Source organism: Nocardia sp. CC227C (assembly GCF_030767025.1).
Classification (GTDB): Bacteria; Actinomycetota; Actinomycetes; order Mycobacteriales; family Mycobacteriaceae; genus Nocardia.
In genome coordinates, this window is sequence record NZ_JASITE010000003.1 from 270,215 (window position 1) to 286,454 (window position 16,240).

10 protein-coding genes are annotated in these 16,240 nt (G+C 67.5%); 4 read left to right on the forward strand and 6 right to left on the reverse strand.

Annotated elements, in window-relative coordinates:
• The first annotated feature begins 137 nt into the window (after positions 1–137).
• From eccD to eccCa, 3 genes are read left to right on the forward strand one after another with little or no spacing between them, the layout of a single operon-like run.
• Complete coding sequence (eccD, locus tag QMO76_RS07100) at positions 138–1,559, forward strand: type VII secretion integral membrane protein EccD (protein WP_306360382.1); 1,422 nt, start codon at positions 138–140, stop codon at positions 1,557–1,559.
• Positions 1,556–2,977 carry a type VII secretion-associated serine protease mycosin gene (mycP, locus tag QMO76_RS07105; RefSeq protein WP_306360383.1) on the forward strand — a complete coding sequence of 474 codons (1,422 nt, stop codon included), beginning with the start codon at positions 1,556–1,558 and terminating at the stop codon, positions 2,975–2,977. The genes eccD and mycP overlap by 4 nt, the downstream gene beginning before the upstream one ends.
• Before the next feature lie 20 nt (positions 2,978–2,997).
• On the forward strand, positions 2,998–7,029 hold the full coding sequence (eccCa, locus tag QMO76_RS07110) for a type VII secretion protein EccCa (RefSeq protein WP_306360384.1): 4,032 nt from the start codon (positions 2,998–3,000) through the stop codon (positions 7,027–7,029).
• A 24-nt stretch (positions 7,030–7,053) separates the two neighbouring features.
• Here eccCa and QMO76_RS07115 read toward each other — a convergent pair whose 3' ends face one another.
• Positions 7,054–7,635, reverse strand: coding sequence for a GNAT family N-acetyltransferase (locus QMO76_RS07115; RefSeq protein ID WP_306360385.1), 582 nt, complete (start codon positions 7,633–7,635; stop codon positions 7,054–7,056).
• Positions 7,632–8,471: a GntR family transcriptional regulator gene (locus QMO76_RS07120; RefSeq protein ID WP_306360386.1), complete on the reverse strand. Its 840-nt coding sequence runs from the start codon at positions 8,469–8,471 to the stop codon at positions 7,632–7,634. Before QMO76_RS07120 ends, QMO76_RS07115 begins: the two co-directional genes overlap by 4 nt.
• 174 nt (positions 8,472–8,645) lie before the next feature.
• On the opposite strand from QMO76_RS07120, the gene QMO76_RS07125 reads away from it, so the two are divergent.
• Positions 8,646–9,149 carry a DUF4254 domain-containing protein gene (locus tag QMO76_RS07125; protein ID WP_306356493.1) on the forward strand — a complete coding sequence of 168 codons (504 nt, stop codon included), beginning with the start codon at positions 8,646–8,648 and terminating at the stop codon, positions 9,147–9,149.
• A gap of 49 nt (positions 9,150–9,198) precedes the next feature.
• Here QMO76_RS07125 and QMO76_RS07130 read toward each other — a convergent pair whose 3' ends face one another.
• The 4 genes from QMO76_RS07130 to QMO76_RS07145 all read right to left on the reverse strand — a co-directional run bounded on the left by QMO76_RS07130 (position 9,199) and on the right by QMO76_RS07145 (position 15,935).
• On the reverse strand, positions 9,199–11,121 hold the full coding sequence (locus QMO76_RS07130; protein WP_306360387.1) for a serine/threonine-protein kinase: 1,923 nt from the start codon (positions 11,119–11,121) through the stop codon (positions 9,199–9,201).
• Positions 11,118–12,992: a serine/threonine-protein kinase gene (locus QMO76_RS07135; protein ID WP_306360388.1), complete on the reverse strand. Its 1,875-nt coding sequence runs from the start codon at positions 12,990–12,992 to the stop codon at positions 11,118–11,120. Before QMO76_RS07135 ends, QMO76_RS07130 begins: the two co-directional genes overlap by 4 nt.
• A 49-nt stretch (positions 12,993–13,041) precedes the next feature.
• Positions 13,042–14,241, reverse strand: a complete 1,200-nt coding sequence (locus tag QMO76_RS07140) for a hypothetical protein (RefSeq protein WP_306360389.1) — start codon at positions 14,239–14,241, stop codon at positions 13,042–13,044.
• 194 nt (positions 14,242–14,435) lie between these two features.
• Complete coding sequence (locus QMO76_RS07145) at positions 14,436–15,935, reverse strand: AAA family ATPase (RefSeq protein WP_306360390.1); 1,500 nt, start codon at positions 15,933–15,935, stop codon at positions 14,436–14,438.
• Positions 15,936–16,240: the final 305 nt, after the last annotated feature.

A 16,240-nucleotide genomic window follows, 5' to 3' on the forward strand; every position in this document is an offset into this window, starting at 1 on the left:
CTCGCAGAAGCGGACTGTCGGATACATTATGGTTACCCGCCACGCGTGGGCAACTGTGAGTGAAGGCAGGAGCAGTTCAGCAAGTGACCGCACAGTCGATCAGTGGCCTCGGTGCCGCTGAAACCGAATTGTGCCGTGTGTCCGTCATCGGGGGGAACACCCAGCTCGACGTCGGTCTGCCGGCAAACGTTCCGATCGCCGTGTTCATCGGCGATCTGGTGAAGCTCATCGCTTCCCGAAATCCCGGCCTCGCGGACAGCGAGGACGGCGAGGCGGTGGTGCAGCCGGAACACTGGACCCTGGCCAAACTCGGCCGGGACGCGATCGCCTCCAGTCAGACTCTCGTCGATGCCGACGTCTACGACGGTGAACTGCTGGTGCTGCGCTCCGTTGCCGCCAAGGAAGCACCGGCGCTGTTCGACGATGTCATCGACGCGGTGGCACGGCTGACGGACACCGACTTCCGCGGCTGGTCCGCCGTCTCGGCGCGCTGGGTGGGCCTGTCCGTCACCGTGGTCACCGTGCTGCTCGCGCTGGGGCTTGCCGCGCTCAGCCGAGGGGCGGGCGACACCTTCGTGGCCCCCGCCATGCTGCTCGGCGGTGCGGTGATCGCGGGAGTGGCGGCCATGATCGCGGTGCGTAAGTACGCCGACGAGCTCACCGCGACCGTGCTCATGCTGTGCATGCTGCTGTTGACATTCGGCGGGGCAGGGTTGGCGGTACCCGGAGCGATCGGCAGTCCGCACGCACTGCTCGGCGCGAGCGCCACCCTGTTGTTCGCCATCGTCGGCTACCGCCTCATCGGCGTGGGGGCCGCCGTCGTCGCCGCGGTTGTCTCGATCATCGTCTTCTCCTGCGGTGCGGCGGCGGTGCGCATGATCTGGGATGTCGAGATGTCGAAGATCGCGGCAGGCGTGCTGATCGTCGCGATGCTGCTGCTGTCCATGACGCCGCGGCTGGCGGCCGGTCTGGCGCGACTTCCGGTGCCACCCGTGCCCACCGCGGGCGCGGCGATCGATCCGGCCGACCACGAACCCCGCCCGACCCTCGAGGGCATCGGCGCGATCGGCGCCACGGCCCTGCCGTCGGCGCACGGCCTGGGGCAGCGGGCTCGAGCCGCCAACCTCTATCAGACAGGCATCCTCGTCGGTGTCACGCTGGGCGCGATCGTAGGCGCGATCGGTGCGGCCGACCCGCTGGGCGCGGCCAAGTGGCAGGGCATCACCCTGGCGGTCGTCATCTCGATCATCCTGTGCCTGCGGGGCCGTGCGTACGCCGATCTCGCACAGGCCAGCATCCTGATCGTGGGCGGCTGCCTCACCTACCTGTCGCTACTGGTCCTGTTGGCACTGGGGGATTCCGATCAACTGCTGCTGTCGGTGGGACTGCTGCTGCTCTTCGCGGTGGGCGCGACCGGCTTCGGCGTGATCGGGCCGCACATCGAGGTGACACCGGTGACGCGGCGCTTCAACGAGATCTTCGAGTACATGCTGATCGTGTCGATCATCCCCTTGTTGCTGTGGCTCATGGGCATCTACGCGATGGCACGGAATCTATGAGTCGCCTCGCCGGGACCTGGGCGCGCACTCTCTGCGCGGCAGCGGTTCTCGGCGGTGTACTGGCCGGGCCGGCCACGCCGGCCGCCGCCCGACCGGCACTCACCGTCGCGCCGCCGAACGTCGATCCAGCACTGCTCGGCGAGGCCCAGGCGCTGAGCGGGAATCCCGGACCGCTGGAACCCACCGAACAGCAGAGCGTATGCGCCGAGCCGGCCTATCAGGGCGGGCAGCTGCGAGAGGCGCCGTTCGCGCAGCGGGTACTGGACCTGCCCGCCGCCTGGCAGTTCAGTCGGGGAGCGGGTCAGAAGGTGGCGGTCATCGACACCGGAGTGAACCCGCACCCGCGGCTGCGCGCCCTGCAGCCCGGTGGCGACTTCGTATCCGATACCGACGGCACCGTCGACTGCGACAGTCACGGCACCCTCGTGGCCGGAATCGTCGCGGCCCAGCCGAGCCCGGACGATGCCTTCGCCGGAGTCGCACCGGATGCCGAGATCCTCACCATCCGCCAGCTCAGCCTGGCCTACCGCACCAAGGAGAACCGCAACGACACCCCGCCCGGCACCATCGACCCATCCGGCTACGGCAATGTCCTCACTCTGGCTGCGGCCGTAGTGCGGGCGGTGGACATGGGCGCAACCGTCATCAACATCTCCGAGGTCGCGTGTACCAGCGCGAGTGCCACCATGGTGGACGGCGCGCTGGGTGCGGCAGTGCGCTACGCCTACGAAAGCAATGTGGTGGTGGTCGCCGCGGCCGGAAACTTCTCCGAGGGTTCCGCCTGTGGCACCCAGAACACCGGAACCGGATGGGACAAGGTGCAGACCGTGGCCAGTCCCGCCTGGTTCAGTCCGTATGTCCTCTCGGTGGCGTCGGTCGAGCCGGACGGGAGCCCGTCACCCATCAGCCTGTACGGCCCCTGGGTCGGTGTCGCGGCCGTGGGCCGCAAGATCGTCTCGCTGGACAGCAAACCCGGCGGTGTCGGCCTGGTGAACGCGGTGCAGACACAGCAGGGTATGCAGACGATCGACGGCACCAGCTTCGCCGCACCTTATGTGTCCGGACTGGCCGCGCTCGTTCGCGCCCGATTTCCGGAACTGACCGCGCAGCAGGTCATGGACCGGATCACCCGGACCGCGCACGGACCCGGCATCGGCCGTGACGACCGTATCGGGCACGGGTTGATAGACCCCGTCGCCGCGCTCACCGACCACCTGCCCGACGAGCCGGTGAGTGCGGGCGCCGATGTTCCACGCGCCTTTCCGGAGCCTCCGCGCCCGCCGGAACCCGCCCGTCTGCCGCGGCTCGTCGCCACCATCGGGTCCATCACCTGCCTGACCATCCTGGCCCTCGGTTTCGCCATTTCGATTCCGTACCGCCGCAGGCGCGACAGCGATGCGCTGCCCGAACTCGATTAGTAACGACCGGAGAAGAACCCATGGCTACCGAAGGTTTCGTGCGTCGGCCCCGCATCGCGCCGCCGCGTGCGCCCGGCGGTGAGGTCGCGCTGACCGCACCGCCCGAGATACCGCGGCCGGTCTCGACACCGCTGCTGATGAAGCTCATGCCGGTGGTGATGGTCGTGGCCGTCGTCGGCATGATCTCCATGATGGTCATGATGGGGCGGAATCTGTTCGCCAATCCCTTCATGATGATGTTCCCGATGATGATGCTGATGTCGATGGTCGGCATGTTCATGGGCTACGGCCGTAGCGGCAACAAGAACGCCGCGGAGCTGAACGAGGATCGCAAGGACTACTTCCGCTATCTGGACCAGATCCGCCGGGATGTGCGCCGCACCGGCGCGAAGCAGGCCGAGGCACTGCTGTGGAGCCACCCGGAACCGGCCGACCTGCCGTCGCTGGTCGGTACCCGACGGATGTGGGAGCGGCGACCCAACGACCCGGACTTCGGGCATGTCCGGGTCGGCGTCGGAACTCACCGGCTGGCAACGAAACTCGCGCGGCCCGAGACAGGTCCGTTGGAGGATCTGGAGCCGGTCTCCACGGTCGCGCTGCGCCGGTTCGTGCGCACGCACTCCGTCGTGCATCACCTGCCGACCGCGGTGTCGCTGCGAGCCTTCCCCGCCATCAATGTCGAGGGCCCGCCCGAGGACGCGCACATGCTGGTGCGGGCAATGCTGATGGAACTCACGGCATTCCACGGACCCGATCATGTCGCGGTCGCGATCGTCTGCGCTGAGCCGGATGGCGAGACCTGGTCCTGGGCGAAATGGCTGCCGCACCTGCAGCATCCGAAGGAACGGGACGGCCTCGGGCCGGTGCGCATGATGTACCGGTCGCTGGCCGAGCTCGAAACCGCGCTCGCTGACGACCTGCTGGAGCGGGGCCGCTTCATGCGCAATCCACAACCGACGCAGGGGCGTCTGCATCTGGTCGTGATCATCGACGACGGCTATGTCAGCGGCACCGAACGCCTGGTCGGCGAGTCCGGCCTGGATTCGGTGACGGTCATCGACCTGACCGCCCCTGAGAACGGTCTCGGAGCTCGGCGCGGACTGCAGCTGGTCGCGGCCGACGGTGATGTGTTCGCCAAGAGCGCTGCCGGTTCGGAGAAGTTCGCCACTTCCGATCGAGTGGAGCTGCCCGAGGCGGAATCCTTCGCGCGCAACCTCGCCCGTTATCGGATCGCCACCGCCGCGCAGATCGTCAACCTGGGCGACAACACCACGACCACCGATCCGGGTCTGATGGCGTTGCTGAAGATTCCGGACGCCGCGCAGATCGACGCGGCCAAAGTGTGGCGTCCGCGCGCGGGCCGAGAGCGGTTGCGAGTGCCGATCGGTGTCACCCCGGACGGGACACCGGTCGAGATCGATATCAAGGAGTCCGCCGAGAACGGTATGGGTCCGCACGGTCTCTGCATCGGCGCGACCGGCTCCGGCAAGTCGGAATTCCTTCGCACTCTTGTGCTCTCGCTGGTGACGACACATTCGCCCGATCAGCTCAACCTGGTCCTGGTCGACTTCAAGGGCGGCGCGACCTTCCTCGGCTTGGAACCGCTGCCGCACGTGGCCGCGGTGATCACCAACCTCGAGGAGGAACTCGAGCTGGTCGACCGTATGAAGGACGCGCTGGCCGGCGAGATGAACCGCCGTCAGGAACTGCTGCGCTCGGCGGGCAATTTCGCCAACGTGGTCGAGTACGAGAAGGCGCGGTCGGCCGGTGTGCCGCTCGATCCGCTGCCCGCGTTGTTCATCGTGATCGACGAGTTCTCCGAGCTGCTCTCGCAGAAGCCGGATTTCGCCGACCTGTTCGTCATGATCGGCCGCCTCGGCCGCTCACTGCACGTTCATCTGCTGCTCGCATCGCAGCGTTTGGAGGAGAACAAGCTTCGCGGCCTGGACGCGCATCTGTCCTACCGCATCGGTCTGCGTACGTTCTCCGCCAATGAATCCCGGGCTGTGCTCGGTATCACCGACGCCTATCACCTGCCTTCGGTGCCGGGTTCGGGTTATCTGAAGAGCGATGCGTCGGATCCGCTGCGGTTCAACGCAACCTATGTATCGGGCCCCTACGTCGCGCCGCGCGCCACCCGGCAGACCGGTGAGCGCACTTCGATCGAGACGCCGCGGGTGTTCACCGCCGGACCGGTCGAACTCCCGCCGGCCCCCGAACCCGCGCAGCAGTTCGATCCGCTGGCTCTGCTGCCGCCCCCGCCACCGGTGGACGAGGGCATTCCCGACAGCCTGTTGCAGGTGGTCGTGAAACGACTTGTCGGCCACGGTCGTCCGGCCCACGAGGTCTGGTTGCCGCCGCTGGACGAGTCCCCGTCGGTGGATATGCTCCTGCCCGACCCGGATTGGCGTTCGCCGGCCAACCGACATGGTCAGCTCTGGCTGCCGATCGGCGTCATCGACAAGCCCTACGAGCAGCGCCGCGATGTGCTGGTTGTCGATCTGGCCGGTGCACAGGGCAACCTCGCTGTCGTCGGTGGTCCGCAGTCGGGCAAGTCGACGGCGCTGCGGACGGTCATCATGGCCGCGGCGGCCACCCATACGCCACGGCAGGTGCAGTTCTACTGCCTCGACTTCGGCGGCGGTACGCTCGCCGGTCTCGCGGATCTGCCGCATGTCGGCTCGGTCGCGGGCCGGATGGAGGTGGACCGGGTGCGCCGTACCATCGCGGAAGTGGCAGCCCTGCTGCGGCAGCGTGAGGAACGATTCCGGGCCCTCGGCATCGAATCGATCCACGAGTTCCGCAAGCGCAAGGCCGCCCTGCACCGGCTGCCCGAGGCCGAACAGGCCACTGATCCGTTGTCGGAGGACGAGTTCGGCGACGTATTCCTGGTCATCGACGGCTGGTCCACCATCCGAGCCGAATTCGATCAACTGGAACCGGCTCTCAACGCCCTGGTTCAGCAGGGCCTGTCCTACGGCATCCATCTCATGGTGGCGGCCACTCGGTGGGCCGAGATCCGTCCGGCGGTCAAGGACCTCATCGGCACCAGGCTCGAGCTGCGGCTCGGTGATCCATCGGACTCCGAAATGGACCGGCGGACAGCGAATCTCGTGCCGCTGGGCCGACCCGGCCGGGGTCTGACCAAGGACAAGCTGCACATGCTGATCGCGTTGCCGCGGCTGGACTCCGATTCCGATGCCAGCACCCTGGCCGAAGGCGTCGGTACCGCCAAACTGCAACTCAACGAGCTGTATCCGCGGGAGCGGGCCCCGGAGGTGCGCATGCTCCCGCCGGAGATCCCCCGTGAGGACGTGGTCGCCGAGGCCCATCGGCGCGGTATGCGGCTCGGTCGCACCAGGGTCGCCATCGGCCTAGGCGAGAACGAGTTGGAGCCGGTGGTGCTGGATTTCGATTCCCAGCCGCACCTCATGGCCTTCGCGGACGTGGAGCACGGCAAGACGACGCTGCTGCGCAATATCGTGCTCGGCATCGCCGAGAACTCGACCGCCGACGAGGCCCGCGTCATCCTCATCGACTACCGGCGAACCATGCTCGGCCTGATCGAGGGCCAGCAGCTGGCGGGGTACTCGACCTCGGCGCAGACTTCCTTCGACATGATCAAGGAGGTCGGCGCCTATCTACAGAAGCGCATTCCGGGAGCCGATATCACGCCGCAGCAGCTGCGCGACCGCAGCTGGTGGAGTGGCCCGGAAATCTATGTCGTGGTCGACGATTACGACATGGTCGTGACCGGTGGCCGCAACCCCATCGAGCCGTTGCTGCCTTTCCTTCCGCAGGCCCGCGATATCGGCCTGCACCTCGTGGTCACCCGCCGCTCCGGTGGCGCGGCGCGAGCGCTCTACGACAAGGTGCTCGGCACGCTGAAGGATCTCTCCGTCGACTGCCTGCTCATGAGCGCGCCCAAGGACGAGGGCAAGTTGTACGGCGATGTGCGTGCGAGCAAACTGCCGCCGGGGCGTGGCACGCTGATCTCACGGACGCGCGATCTCGAGATGATCCAGGTGGCCTACGTCCCACCGTCGGTCTGAGTCGCGGCCCGAAAACACGGCTGATCAACCGTGGTGCCGGGCCGGTTCGACAAGGGCCGGGAGCGGTTTCGTGCGCGCGGGAGCCCAGGCGGCCGTCCGCCGCTCGAACAGCGCCCGGGACGGCCCGGTAGCTTCCGGCCCGGCGATTCGCACCAACCGGAATCCGGCGCGGTGGTAGTAGGCGTGCAGTCCATTGTTGGTGGTCCAGGCATCCAGCCGTACCCAGGCCCGATGCTTGTCCCAGGCTATGGATCCCGCGTGGGCCAGCAGCGCCTCCCCGACCCGCTGTCCCGCGAACCGCAGATCCACGATCATGTAGTGCACGATGACCGCGTCGGCCAATTCCCCTGGGCTCCAGAGTCCTTCGTCGGCGCGGTCGTTCACCGTGATGGTGCCCGCGCGTTCGCCGTCGACCTCCGCCATCCACGTTTCGCCATTGCTGATCGCTTGCGCGACCGAACCGGCGAAGGTCTCGATGGGCAGGCCGCGACCCTCGCGGGTCCACTGATCACTGCCGCGGGCCGCCAGCCATGCCGTTCGTTGGAGTCGGAGCCTACAGATGGTCCGGAGATCATCGAGGCGGGCTGGGCGGATGCGGAGCGTCATGGTGAGCCGGGTAGCAGGGAGTTGCCGAAGGAGTGGGAATTGGCGGGTGCCGAGGGGACGCCGAGGACGCGGCGGATCATCTCGGTGCCGCTGTCGTCGCCGAGTTCGTAGGCGAGGCGGTTGCGCGCCGCAATGGAACGATGCCTGGTCACTCGGGTGACACGATCGTGGTTGGCGCCGATGCGCAGATGGTCGAGCAGGAAGGTGCCGGGGCCAACGCCGAGCACGGCGGCCTCCTCCGAGGTCGCCGGGCGGGCGACGACACTGTCGCGGTGCGCCGTCTCGGCCTGACCGCGGTCGGCGAGTCTGCGCGTGGTGCCCTCCGGTATGTCGTAGGGACAGTCGATGCCGGTGGCCTCGGCCAGGTCTCTGGGATAGAAGCTCACCTCCCAGGACCACGGTTCATTGTCCAGATATTGCACGACTGTACGCGCCACCACCCACGAGTCCTTCACGATCCCCAGCCAGTGCGCCACCTCCGCGCTCGCCGGCTCCATACGGGCGGTGAACTGCTTCGATGGCTCGCGTCCGGCGGCGCGCGCGATCTCCTCGAAGATGTCGTGCGCCGCCCGGGGGCGGTCCGGGCGGATGTGGTTGGTGACAACCGATTCCAGCACCTCCTGGCTGCGCACGATGGTGCCGCGGGAAGTGGCCGTGTAGACCAGGTTCTCGGCGACGAGGACCTGGATGGCGTTGCGGGCGGTCGTGATCGACACCTGCATCTGCTCGGCCAACTCGTTGTGGCTCGGTAGTCGATCACCGGGCTTCCACTTGCCGCCTCGGATCTCCTCGCGGAGGAGGTCTGCGATCCGTTGATACCTCGGACCGTCCGCCATCTCGCTCCTCGGTTGTTGCTTCAAGGCATCGAAGTCTACTCCGCCCCACGAACCGCCGTGTGAGGCTTGACACACGCATTTCTCGGTTTATTGTAATGAACGTCCTGAATGCGTGTTGGTCAGCGATGAACGCGAGGCAACGTGGCAGTTTCGGAGACATCCAATACGGTCGTAGTGGCCCTTCCCGACGTTCCGGGTTATTCGGACGCCGAGTCGCAGCCCCTGACGGCGGGCCTATTGCCGCCCTCGGACCTACTCCTGCGTGCATGCCGCGGCCACCGCGTCATCGGCGGATCACTGCTGTGGTTCGCCCATGACCTGGCCGTATTGCATGAGAAGCGCCTAGTTGGGCGGGGCGGCACCGGGCCGGATACGGACCCAACCTCCATCGTCGAGAACAAACGACGCCGAATCGAATTGGTCATGGCGATCGACGACTGGGTCGTGCGCAATCTGCCCCAACATCGGCTGGGGGCGACTCTACACACCGAAACGGTCGGTTCGGTGATCGACAGGCTGGCGGAAGCGTCGGTGCGAGCACATCACGCGTTGATGACGCTTGACGCCAATGACGAAATTCTGCATTCCGCTTGGCACCATTTGGCCGAATTGTCGGACGCATATGATGATTTGGTACGGGATGTGCTGGCGGGGCGGCGGCGGTTGCCCGCCTGGTAGCCGAATACGGCCGCCCGCACCCGAGGTGTGGGCGGCCGTCCGTTCCGGTCTAGCTCGGCAGCCGGTCGATCGCCGTGCGGGCGGCGGACTCCGCGGTGGCGCACACCGACTCGTTCGGGCTGTCGCTATTGCCCTGCACCCTCACCTGCAGGACCTCGTGCCACCGATCGGTTGCTCGGAACACGTACTCGCGCTCACAGATCGACGCCACGGTCGACGTCGGCGCGATGAGCTGCCGCCCACCACCGAGGTCGATCGTCGGATCGTCGGTGCCGACACCTCCGGTGCGGCGGGTGGAGATCTCCACCGATGCCGAGCCCTCCCAGGTACAGGAATGCGCGAACACCTCCGCCGGGGATTCCGGCACCGCGCCGATGAGCGGGAGCAGGCTGGCGGGGTCGGCGAGCGCGCAAGGGTCCACCGCCGCCAGCGAGGCCGTCGCGTCCGGCAGGCGCGGGATCTCGTCTACGGCCGCGAGCCGCAGCAGGATGTATTCGGCCTGGTCGCAGTACCTCGCGCTGGTCGAGACCGACAATCCCCACCCGTTCAACTCGGGTGTCGTGATCGCGCGGTGGCAGGTGGAGGATGCTTCCTCGTCCCCCAGGATCGGCCGACCCGCTCCATAGGAGCCCTCCGGGACGGTTACGGCCATCACGTCCGTCGGGGTCAGGTAGCTGTCCGGATCGAAGTTCAGATAGAAGGCCCGCCCGCTGGCTTCCATCGTGCAGCCCCAGCGGTACCAGTCGGGTGCGAAGCTCCAGGCCGATACGTCCGCAGGGAAGTTCTGCGCGATCTCATTCGGAATCGGCTCCGCCAAGGCCGCTTTCAGCCACGCGCAAGTATCCGCCGCGCGTACCTGGGCGAGTGTCAACACTCTGGGGGCTGCCGTTGCGGGCGCGCCGCCGCCACGCATCCAGACCGCGGCCGACACCGCGATCGCGACCACCGCCAGCACAGCGAAGCCGATGAGGGCGGCGGTGCGGGTGCCCCGCTTTCGTCGCGGAAGTGCGATATCGACCGGGGGACGACGACCAGAACGATGGAAGCGTCGCCCGCCCGGCAATACCGAGGTCGCGTTGGGATCCGCGGTGAGCGCCACCAATTCGGTGTGTTGCCTGTCGATTTCCCGATGCACCGGCTCCGGCCACGGCGTCCCGTGCCGCAGCGGATCCCCGAGGAAGTCCAGGATCTGTGCCGGAGTGGGCCGAGCGTTCGGGTCCTTGTGCAAGCAGGGCTCGATCAGGGTCCGCAATTCCGGGGGCAGCGCTTCGAGGTTCGGCTGTGTATGCGCGATATTGAACAGCGTGTAAGCCAGCGAGGCGGCGGTGAACGGGGCCGTACCCGTTGCCGCCATGACCAGCACCGAGCCGAGCGAGAACACGTCGCTGGCGGATGAGAGCGGTTCGGACAGCGTCTGTTCCGGCGACATGTACGCGGGAGATCCCAGCACCGAACCGGTTTCGGTGAGACCGGCCGGATTCTCGGTCATGGACGCGATACCGAAATCGATGACCCGCGGACCGTCCGCGGCCAACAGGACGTTGGCGGGCTTGAGATCCCGGTGGATCAGCTCGGCACCGTGGATCGCCCGCAATGCGGATGCCAGCCCCGCGGCCAGCCGCAGCACCGCCTCCGGCGGCAACGGCCCGTACGCCGAGACCGCCTTGTCGAGCGGCAGGCCGACGACGAAGACCGACGCGAGCCATGGAATCTCGGAGTCGACGTCGAAATCGATCACCGGTGCGGTGAACGAACCGGATACCCGCGTCGAGGCTTCGACCTCACGACGGAACCGGGATCGGTACTCCACCTCGTGCAGCAGATGCGCGTGCACCTGTTTAACGGCCACCAGTCGGCCATCCGGACCTGTGCCCAGCAGTACCCTGCCCATACCGCCGGAGCCGAGTTCACCGACGATGCGATAGCGGCCGACGAAGGGCGGATCCTCGGGGGCGAGCGGGCGTACGGTCATTTCGGCAGCCCGGGTAGTACGGCGGACAGCGCGCGCTCGGCCCGGTCACACGTATCCGGTACGCCATCCCGCCAGGCGCCCATCGAGATCGTGACCACCTCGGCTTGATCATCATGGGTCGGACGGGCCATGTACGCGAGATCGCAGATACGGCCGCCGCTGTCCTGCAGATACGCGGTCGCGCCGTCGACCTGGACAGCGCTGTTTCGCGAATTCCGATCCGGGCGGACATGCTCGTTCAGAGTGAGCGTGAGGTTGTAGTCGTCGCCGGACCAGTGGCAGGACGTCGGTCGGACCGTGCGTCGAACGGAGGGCCCGACGAGTTCGGACACCAGATTCTCATCCAGCAGCGCGCACGGATCCAGCGGCCGAATCGAATTCTCCGGCAGCGAGAGTCGCGGTGGATTGACGGCCAGTCGGTTGACCACCGCACGCAGACCCCGCTCGGCCACCGGACATCCGTTGCCGCTCGTCTCCGAGGTCTTCGCCGTCAGTTCGACCGAGACCAGGGGGCGATTCTGCGTGACCACCGTGCGCGCACAGGATCTTTCGTTAGTGAACAGCCCGAACATCGGCATCCATCCCGCGACCTCCCCGGAGGGCTTCCACAGGTTGTCGTTCATGACATCGTCGGAACCGATCTCCAGTTCGAAGGCCACTTCTGTGCCGGAGGAGTCGGTGAAGGTCGTGCCACACGAATTCAGGATCGCATTCGAGAAGTCGCCGGTGCGGGCGCCGAACTCCGGACTCAGCGAGTTCTCGAGCAGGGCACAGATATCCAGGGTTCGCCACTGCTCGCCGGTTACCGCCATCGACAGATCGCTCGCGGGAGCGGCGTGTCCCGGCTGTTCCGCCCACTCCTGGGCCGCGAAAGCGGTGCCGGCGACGAAGACGAGCGCCCCGACCGCCGCGGCGGCCGTACGCAGGGTCCGGCGGCGGCGGTCTCTCAGATCGGCCAGTTGCGCCTCGTACCGTGCGTGCTTCGCGGTGGTCTCCGTCCACCATTGCGAATCGGCACGGTGGCCCGCGACCAGGTCACGTACCGCACCCGGCCAGACCGGCTCGGCCTCGATCCGCCCCGCGGCCTCGAGCAGCTGTTCCGGGGTGGGGCGTTGTGCGGGATCCTTCGCCAGACAGTGCTCGACGATATCTCGCAGCGGCGGCGGAACCCGGGAGACATCGGGTGCGGAGTGGATGACGCTGTAGAGCACCTGCGGGGTCGCGGTGCCGGAGAACGGGCTGTCGCCGGTAGCGGCCATGGCCAGGATCGCGCCGACGGAGAACACGTCGGCGGCCGGGCCCAACGGCTGGCCCTGCGCCTGCTCCGGAGACATGTAGGCGGGTGAACCGACGACCGAGCCGGTCGCGGTCAGTTGTGCGTCGCCCTCCAATGCCCGCGCGATGCCGAAGTCGATGACCCTCGGACCGTCGACGGTCAGCAGGACGTTGGCCGGCTTGAGGTCGCGGTGTACCAGACCGGCGCGGTGAATCTCGATCAGTGCCGCGGCCAATCCTGCTGCCAGCAAACGCATTCCGCCCAGGGACAGCGGCCCGGTCTCCTCGATCACGGTCCGCAGATCCGGACCCGGAATGTATTCGGTGGCGAGCCAAGGGCGCTCGGATTCGGTATCGCTGTCCACCACCGCCGCGGTGTACGCGCCGGTAACCTGGGCACTGGCCGTGACCTCACGGCGGAAGCGCTCCCGGAACTCGGTGTTTCGGGCCAGGGGACGGTGAATCTGTTTGACCGCCAGCAGCCTTCCGCTCGGTGCCTGTCCGAGAAGTACCCGCCCCATGCCGCCCTGACCGATGACGGCGATCAGGCGGTTGCGGCCGAGCCGGCGTGGATCGTTCGAGCTCAAACCCTTCATGCGGATCCCTCCCTGCGCCCCGTATGGTTGCCGAGCCACCGCGCCGTTCTCATTCGCTGTCCTTCAGCAGCGCGTGCTGGGCCGCGGCCAGATGGCGCACATCGCGGTCCTCGTGGCTGAAGACTTCTGCGATCAGATTGTCGTGCCGGACCAGGCAGCGGTATCGGCGTGCCTGCGATTCGGTGCGATTCGGCGCGGTGGCCTGGAAACAGGAGATGTCGTCGACACCGCGGACCCCGGCCATCTCGACGTACTTCGACACCGTCGGTGACTCGGCCAGGTAACCGGCGAAGTTCTCGGCGGCGGCGGCATCGGGCAGTTCGAACAGGTATTTGTTGTCCGAGACGGCAATCGCGGAGACGCCGCGCGCTTTGTACTCCCGCGCCGGCTCGGCGGGGTCGGTACTGGTCAACAGCGCATACGTCCGTGGATCGTAGACCGCGAACCTACGGGCGTCCGGCCGACTGTCGCCCGTGCTGACCAGGCGGGCCAGCAGCCCACCAGGATCCAGCGGCAGTGTGTCCAGATCCGCAGGTGGAACGGGCTCGAAGTTCTCCAGCCTGCGGACCTGCTCCCGGTAGGCCGTGGACAGTAGCGCGGTCATCCGGTCGAGGTTGGGCTCCCGCGCCTGAACGAGGACGTGGATGACGACCGATCGGTACGCCATCCAACTGCCGATGTCGGCGTAGGTGGGGATCCAATGGCTCAGTGCCGCAGGATAGCCGGGTAGCGCGACAGGAGTATTCGCATCGTTCAGTGCGAAATCCGAGGAAGACATCGCCGCAGCGGCCGCGGCGGCGGACTGGTCATCCGGAAACGCGGTGAGGACGACCTTGACCGCGGGATGCTTCAGGTGTTCACCCAGATACGGGGTCTCCGCGGACTCCGACATGAATCCGGCATACGGGTTGAACGGTGCCGCGGCCATCATCTGGTGAGCCTGAACACCCGACCACATGCCGTGCTCGTCGACAATCGAATTGGCATAGCGCTGCGAAGCCACTGCGGGGTCGATGTCACTGCCGAAGACGATATGCTCGCCCAGGCGCAGCGACTCCACGATCCTGCCGCGCGTTCGATTGGGACCGCTGTCATAGCTGTGCGCCGTAGGCGTCGGCGAATACGGGCCGAAGTCGGTGGCCGCAATACTGTCCGCTGTCGAACCGTCACCCCCGCCGCATCCGGCGGCCGCACACGCCGCTATGGCGGCCAGCGCCACCGCGGCGATCCGGTGGAACCGGAATCGCATGTACCCCCCTCGTCCCGCCGCCTGCTCGCGGACGGTGTGTTCAGATCTGCACCGCTACCGGTGGTCGAGGCCATCCGGTCGGGCGTCAATCTAACACTGCGAACCGGATCGAACCACTCGCGGGCGTCCGCACCTGGTTGTCGCGGATGTGTTGCTACCTGCGGTGATACCTGGTGGCCGCAGGTAGCGGTCGCTCATCCCCGATAGCGGCGGTGTTCGGCGGTGAAGTCGTCGGCGACGGTTGCCGCGAGTTCGACCAGGGCGCGCTTGGTGGTTTTGTGCAGGCGGGACAGGTCGATTTCGGCGCCTTCGGAGAGGTGTTGGTCGAAGGGGATGATGTGGACGGCTCGGCAGCGGGCGAGGAAGTACTCGCGGAGCTGTTGGATGCCGACATTGGGGGAGCCCTGGCGCGGGAGGTTGATGACCACCACCGCGTTGCGGACCAGGTGGTCGTGACCGTGCAGGGAGAGCCAGTCCAGGGTGGCGGCGGCGCTGCGAGCGCCGTCGATGGCCGAGGACGAGATGAGGACCAGGGAGTGGGCCAGGTCCAGGACGCCCGCCATGGCCGAATGCATCAGGCCCGTACCGCAATCGGTGAGGATGATGTTGTAGAAGCGCTGCAGGATGCGGGCTACGGCGCGGTACTCCTCCTCGCTGAAAGCCTCCGACGCGGCCGGGTCCCGTTCGCTGGCGAGCACTTCCAGGCGGCTGGTGCCCTGGGAGGTGTGGCGGCGGACGTCGGAGTAGCGCTGGATGTGCTCGTCCAGCAACAGATCTCGCACCGTCGAGCGGGTCTGGAGGGCGACGCGCTGGGAGAGGGTGCCGAAGTCGGGGTTGGCGTCCACGGCGATCACACGGTCGCCGCGGATGGAGGCGAAGATGGAACCCAGGCCCATGGTGGTCGTGGTCTTGCCGACACCGCCCTTCAGGGACAGCACGGCGATGCGGTAGTCGCCGCGCACGGGCTGGCGGATCCGCGCCACCAGCTCCTGCAGGCGGCGCTCCTCGGCGGACATGCCCGGATTGATGGCGCCACCGGACATGTGGTGAACGGCCCGCCGCCACCCCGAGCCGGGAGCCTTCTTGGCGCGCCGCAGCGGGACGTCATCCAGTGAGGGCATCGGGTTGCCCTGTGCGGCACCGGGATTGCCGTACCGGTGCGCACCCCCCGCGGGACCGTAACCCTGCGGCATAGGCGCGCCGGGCTGGCCGTAGCCGACCTGGTTGTAGCCGGGCTGGCTGTGGTTGGGCTGGTCGTAGCTGGGCTGGGGTGCGTAGCCGGGGCCGGGCTGGCTGTGGTTGGGCTGGTCGTAGCCAGGCTGGAGTACGTAGCCGGGGCCGGTTTGAGAGTGGCTGGTCTGGTTGCCGTAGTCGGGGTCGGGCTGAGGCTGGTTGGTCCGGCTGGCGTAGTCGGGACCGGGCTGAGGTTGGTTGGTCTGGTTGCCGTAGTCGGGGTCGGGCTGGGACTGGCCGATCCGGCTGGCGTAGTCGGGCTGGCCCTGGCTCGGCGGCTCGGGCCGTGCCCGAGCCGGATGTCCCTGATCGGGATGTGCGGTGGAGTCGGGCTGCCCGTACGTGGAGTACGGCTGCGCCGGAGCCGGGGCGTAGGGGGTCGGCGCGGACGTCTGGGGGTGCACGGTCGGCTGTTGTTGCTGCCGGTGCTGTTCCGGCTGGGCGGCATGCTCCGAGGCCATCGGTGCCCGCGCGGGCGGATAGGGCGCGGCGTATCCATGCTCCGCAGCCTGCTGCTCGGGTTGGAACCTCGTCGCATTCGGTTGCGGCGCACCGTCGCCCGGTCCGGCATTCGGCGAAATCGCAGGCGCGGTCGCCGCGTCAGGTGCCTGCTGGCCGGGTTGCTGCGCGTAGCGCGAGTGTGGTGCCTGCGGGCCGGCTGGCTGCGGGTGAGCCGCGTATGGGGACCGAGACTCGGGCGCGGTGTCGGGCCGAGTCTCATGCGGTGCCGGATGCTCGGTCGGGGGAGCGGCCCAGTGCTGTTCGG

Excerpts from the sequence above, each read along its gene's own strand:
- QMO76_RS07115 (WP_306360385.1), bottom strand. The coding sequence starts at position 7,635 with ATGACGCTCCGCATCCGCCCAGCCCGCCTCGATGATCTCCGGACCATC.
- mycP (WP_306360383.1), top strand. The coding sequence starts at position 1,556 with ATGAGTCGCCTCGCCGGGACCTGGGCGCGCACTCTCTGCGCGGCAGCG.
- eccCa (WP_306360384.1), top strand. The coding sequence starts at position 2,998 with ATGGCTACCGAAGGTTTCGTGCGTCGGCCCCGCATCGCGCCGCCGCGT.
- QMO76_RS07140 (WP_306360389.1), bottom strand. The coding sequence starts at position 14,241 with ATGCGATTCCGGTTCCACCGGATCGCCGCGGTGGCGCTGGCCGCCATA.
- QMO76_RS07135 (WP_306360388.1), bottom strand. The coding sequence starts at position 12,992 with ATGAAGGGTTTGAGCTCGAACGATCCACGCCGGCTCGGCCGCAACCGC.
- QMO76_RS07145 (WP_306360390.1), bottom strand. The coding sequence starts at position 15,935 with ATGGCCTCGGAGCATGCCGCCCAGCCGGAACAGCACCGGCAGCAACAA.
- QMO76_RS07120 (WP_306360386.1), bottom strand. The coding sequence starts at position 8,471 with ATGGCGGACGGTCCGAGGTATCAACGGATCGCAGACCTCCTCCGCGAG.
- QMO76_RS07130 (WP_306360387.1), bottom strand. The coding sequence starts at position 11,121 with ATGACCGTACGCCCGCTCGCCCCCGAGGATCCGCCCTTCGTCGGCCGC.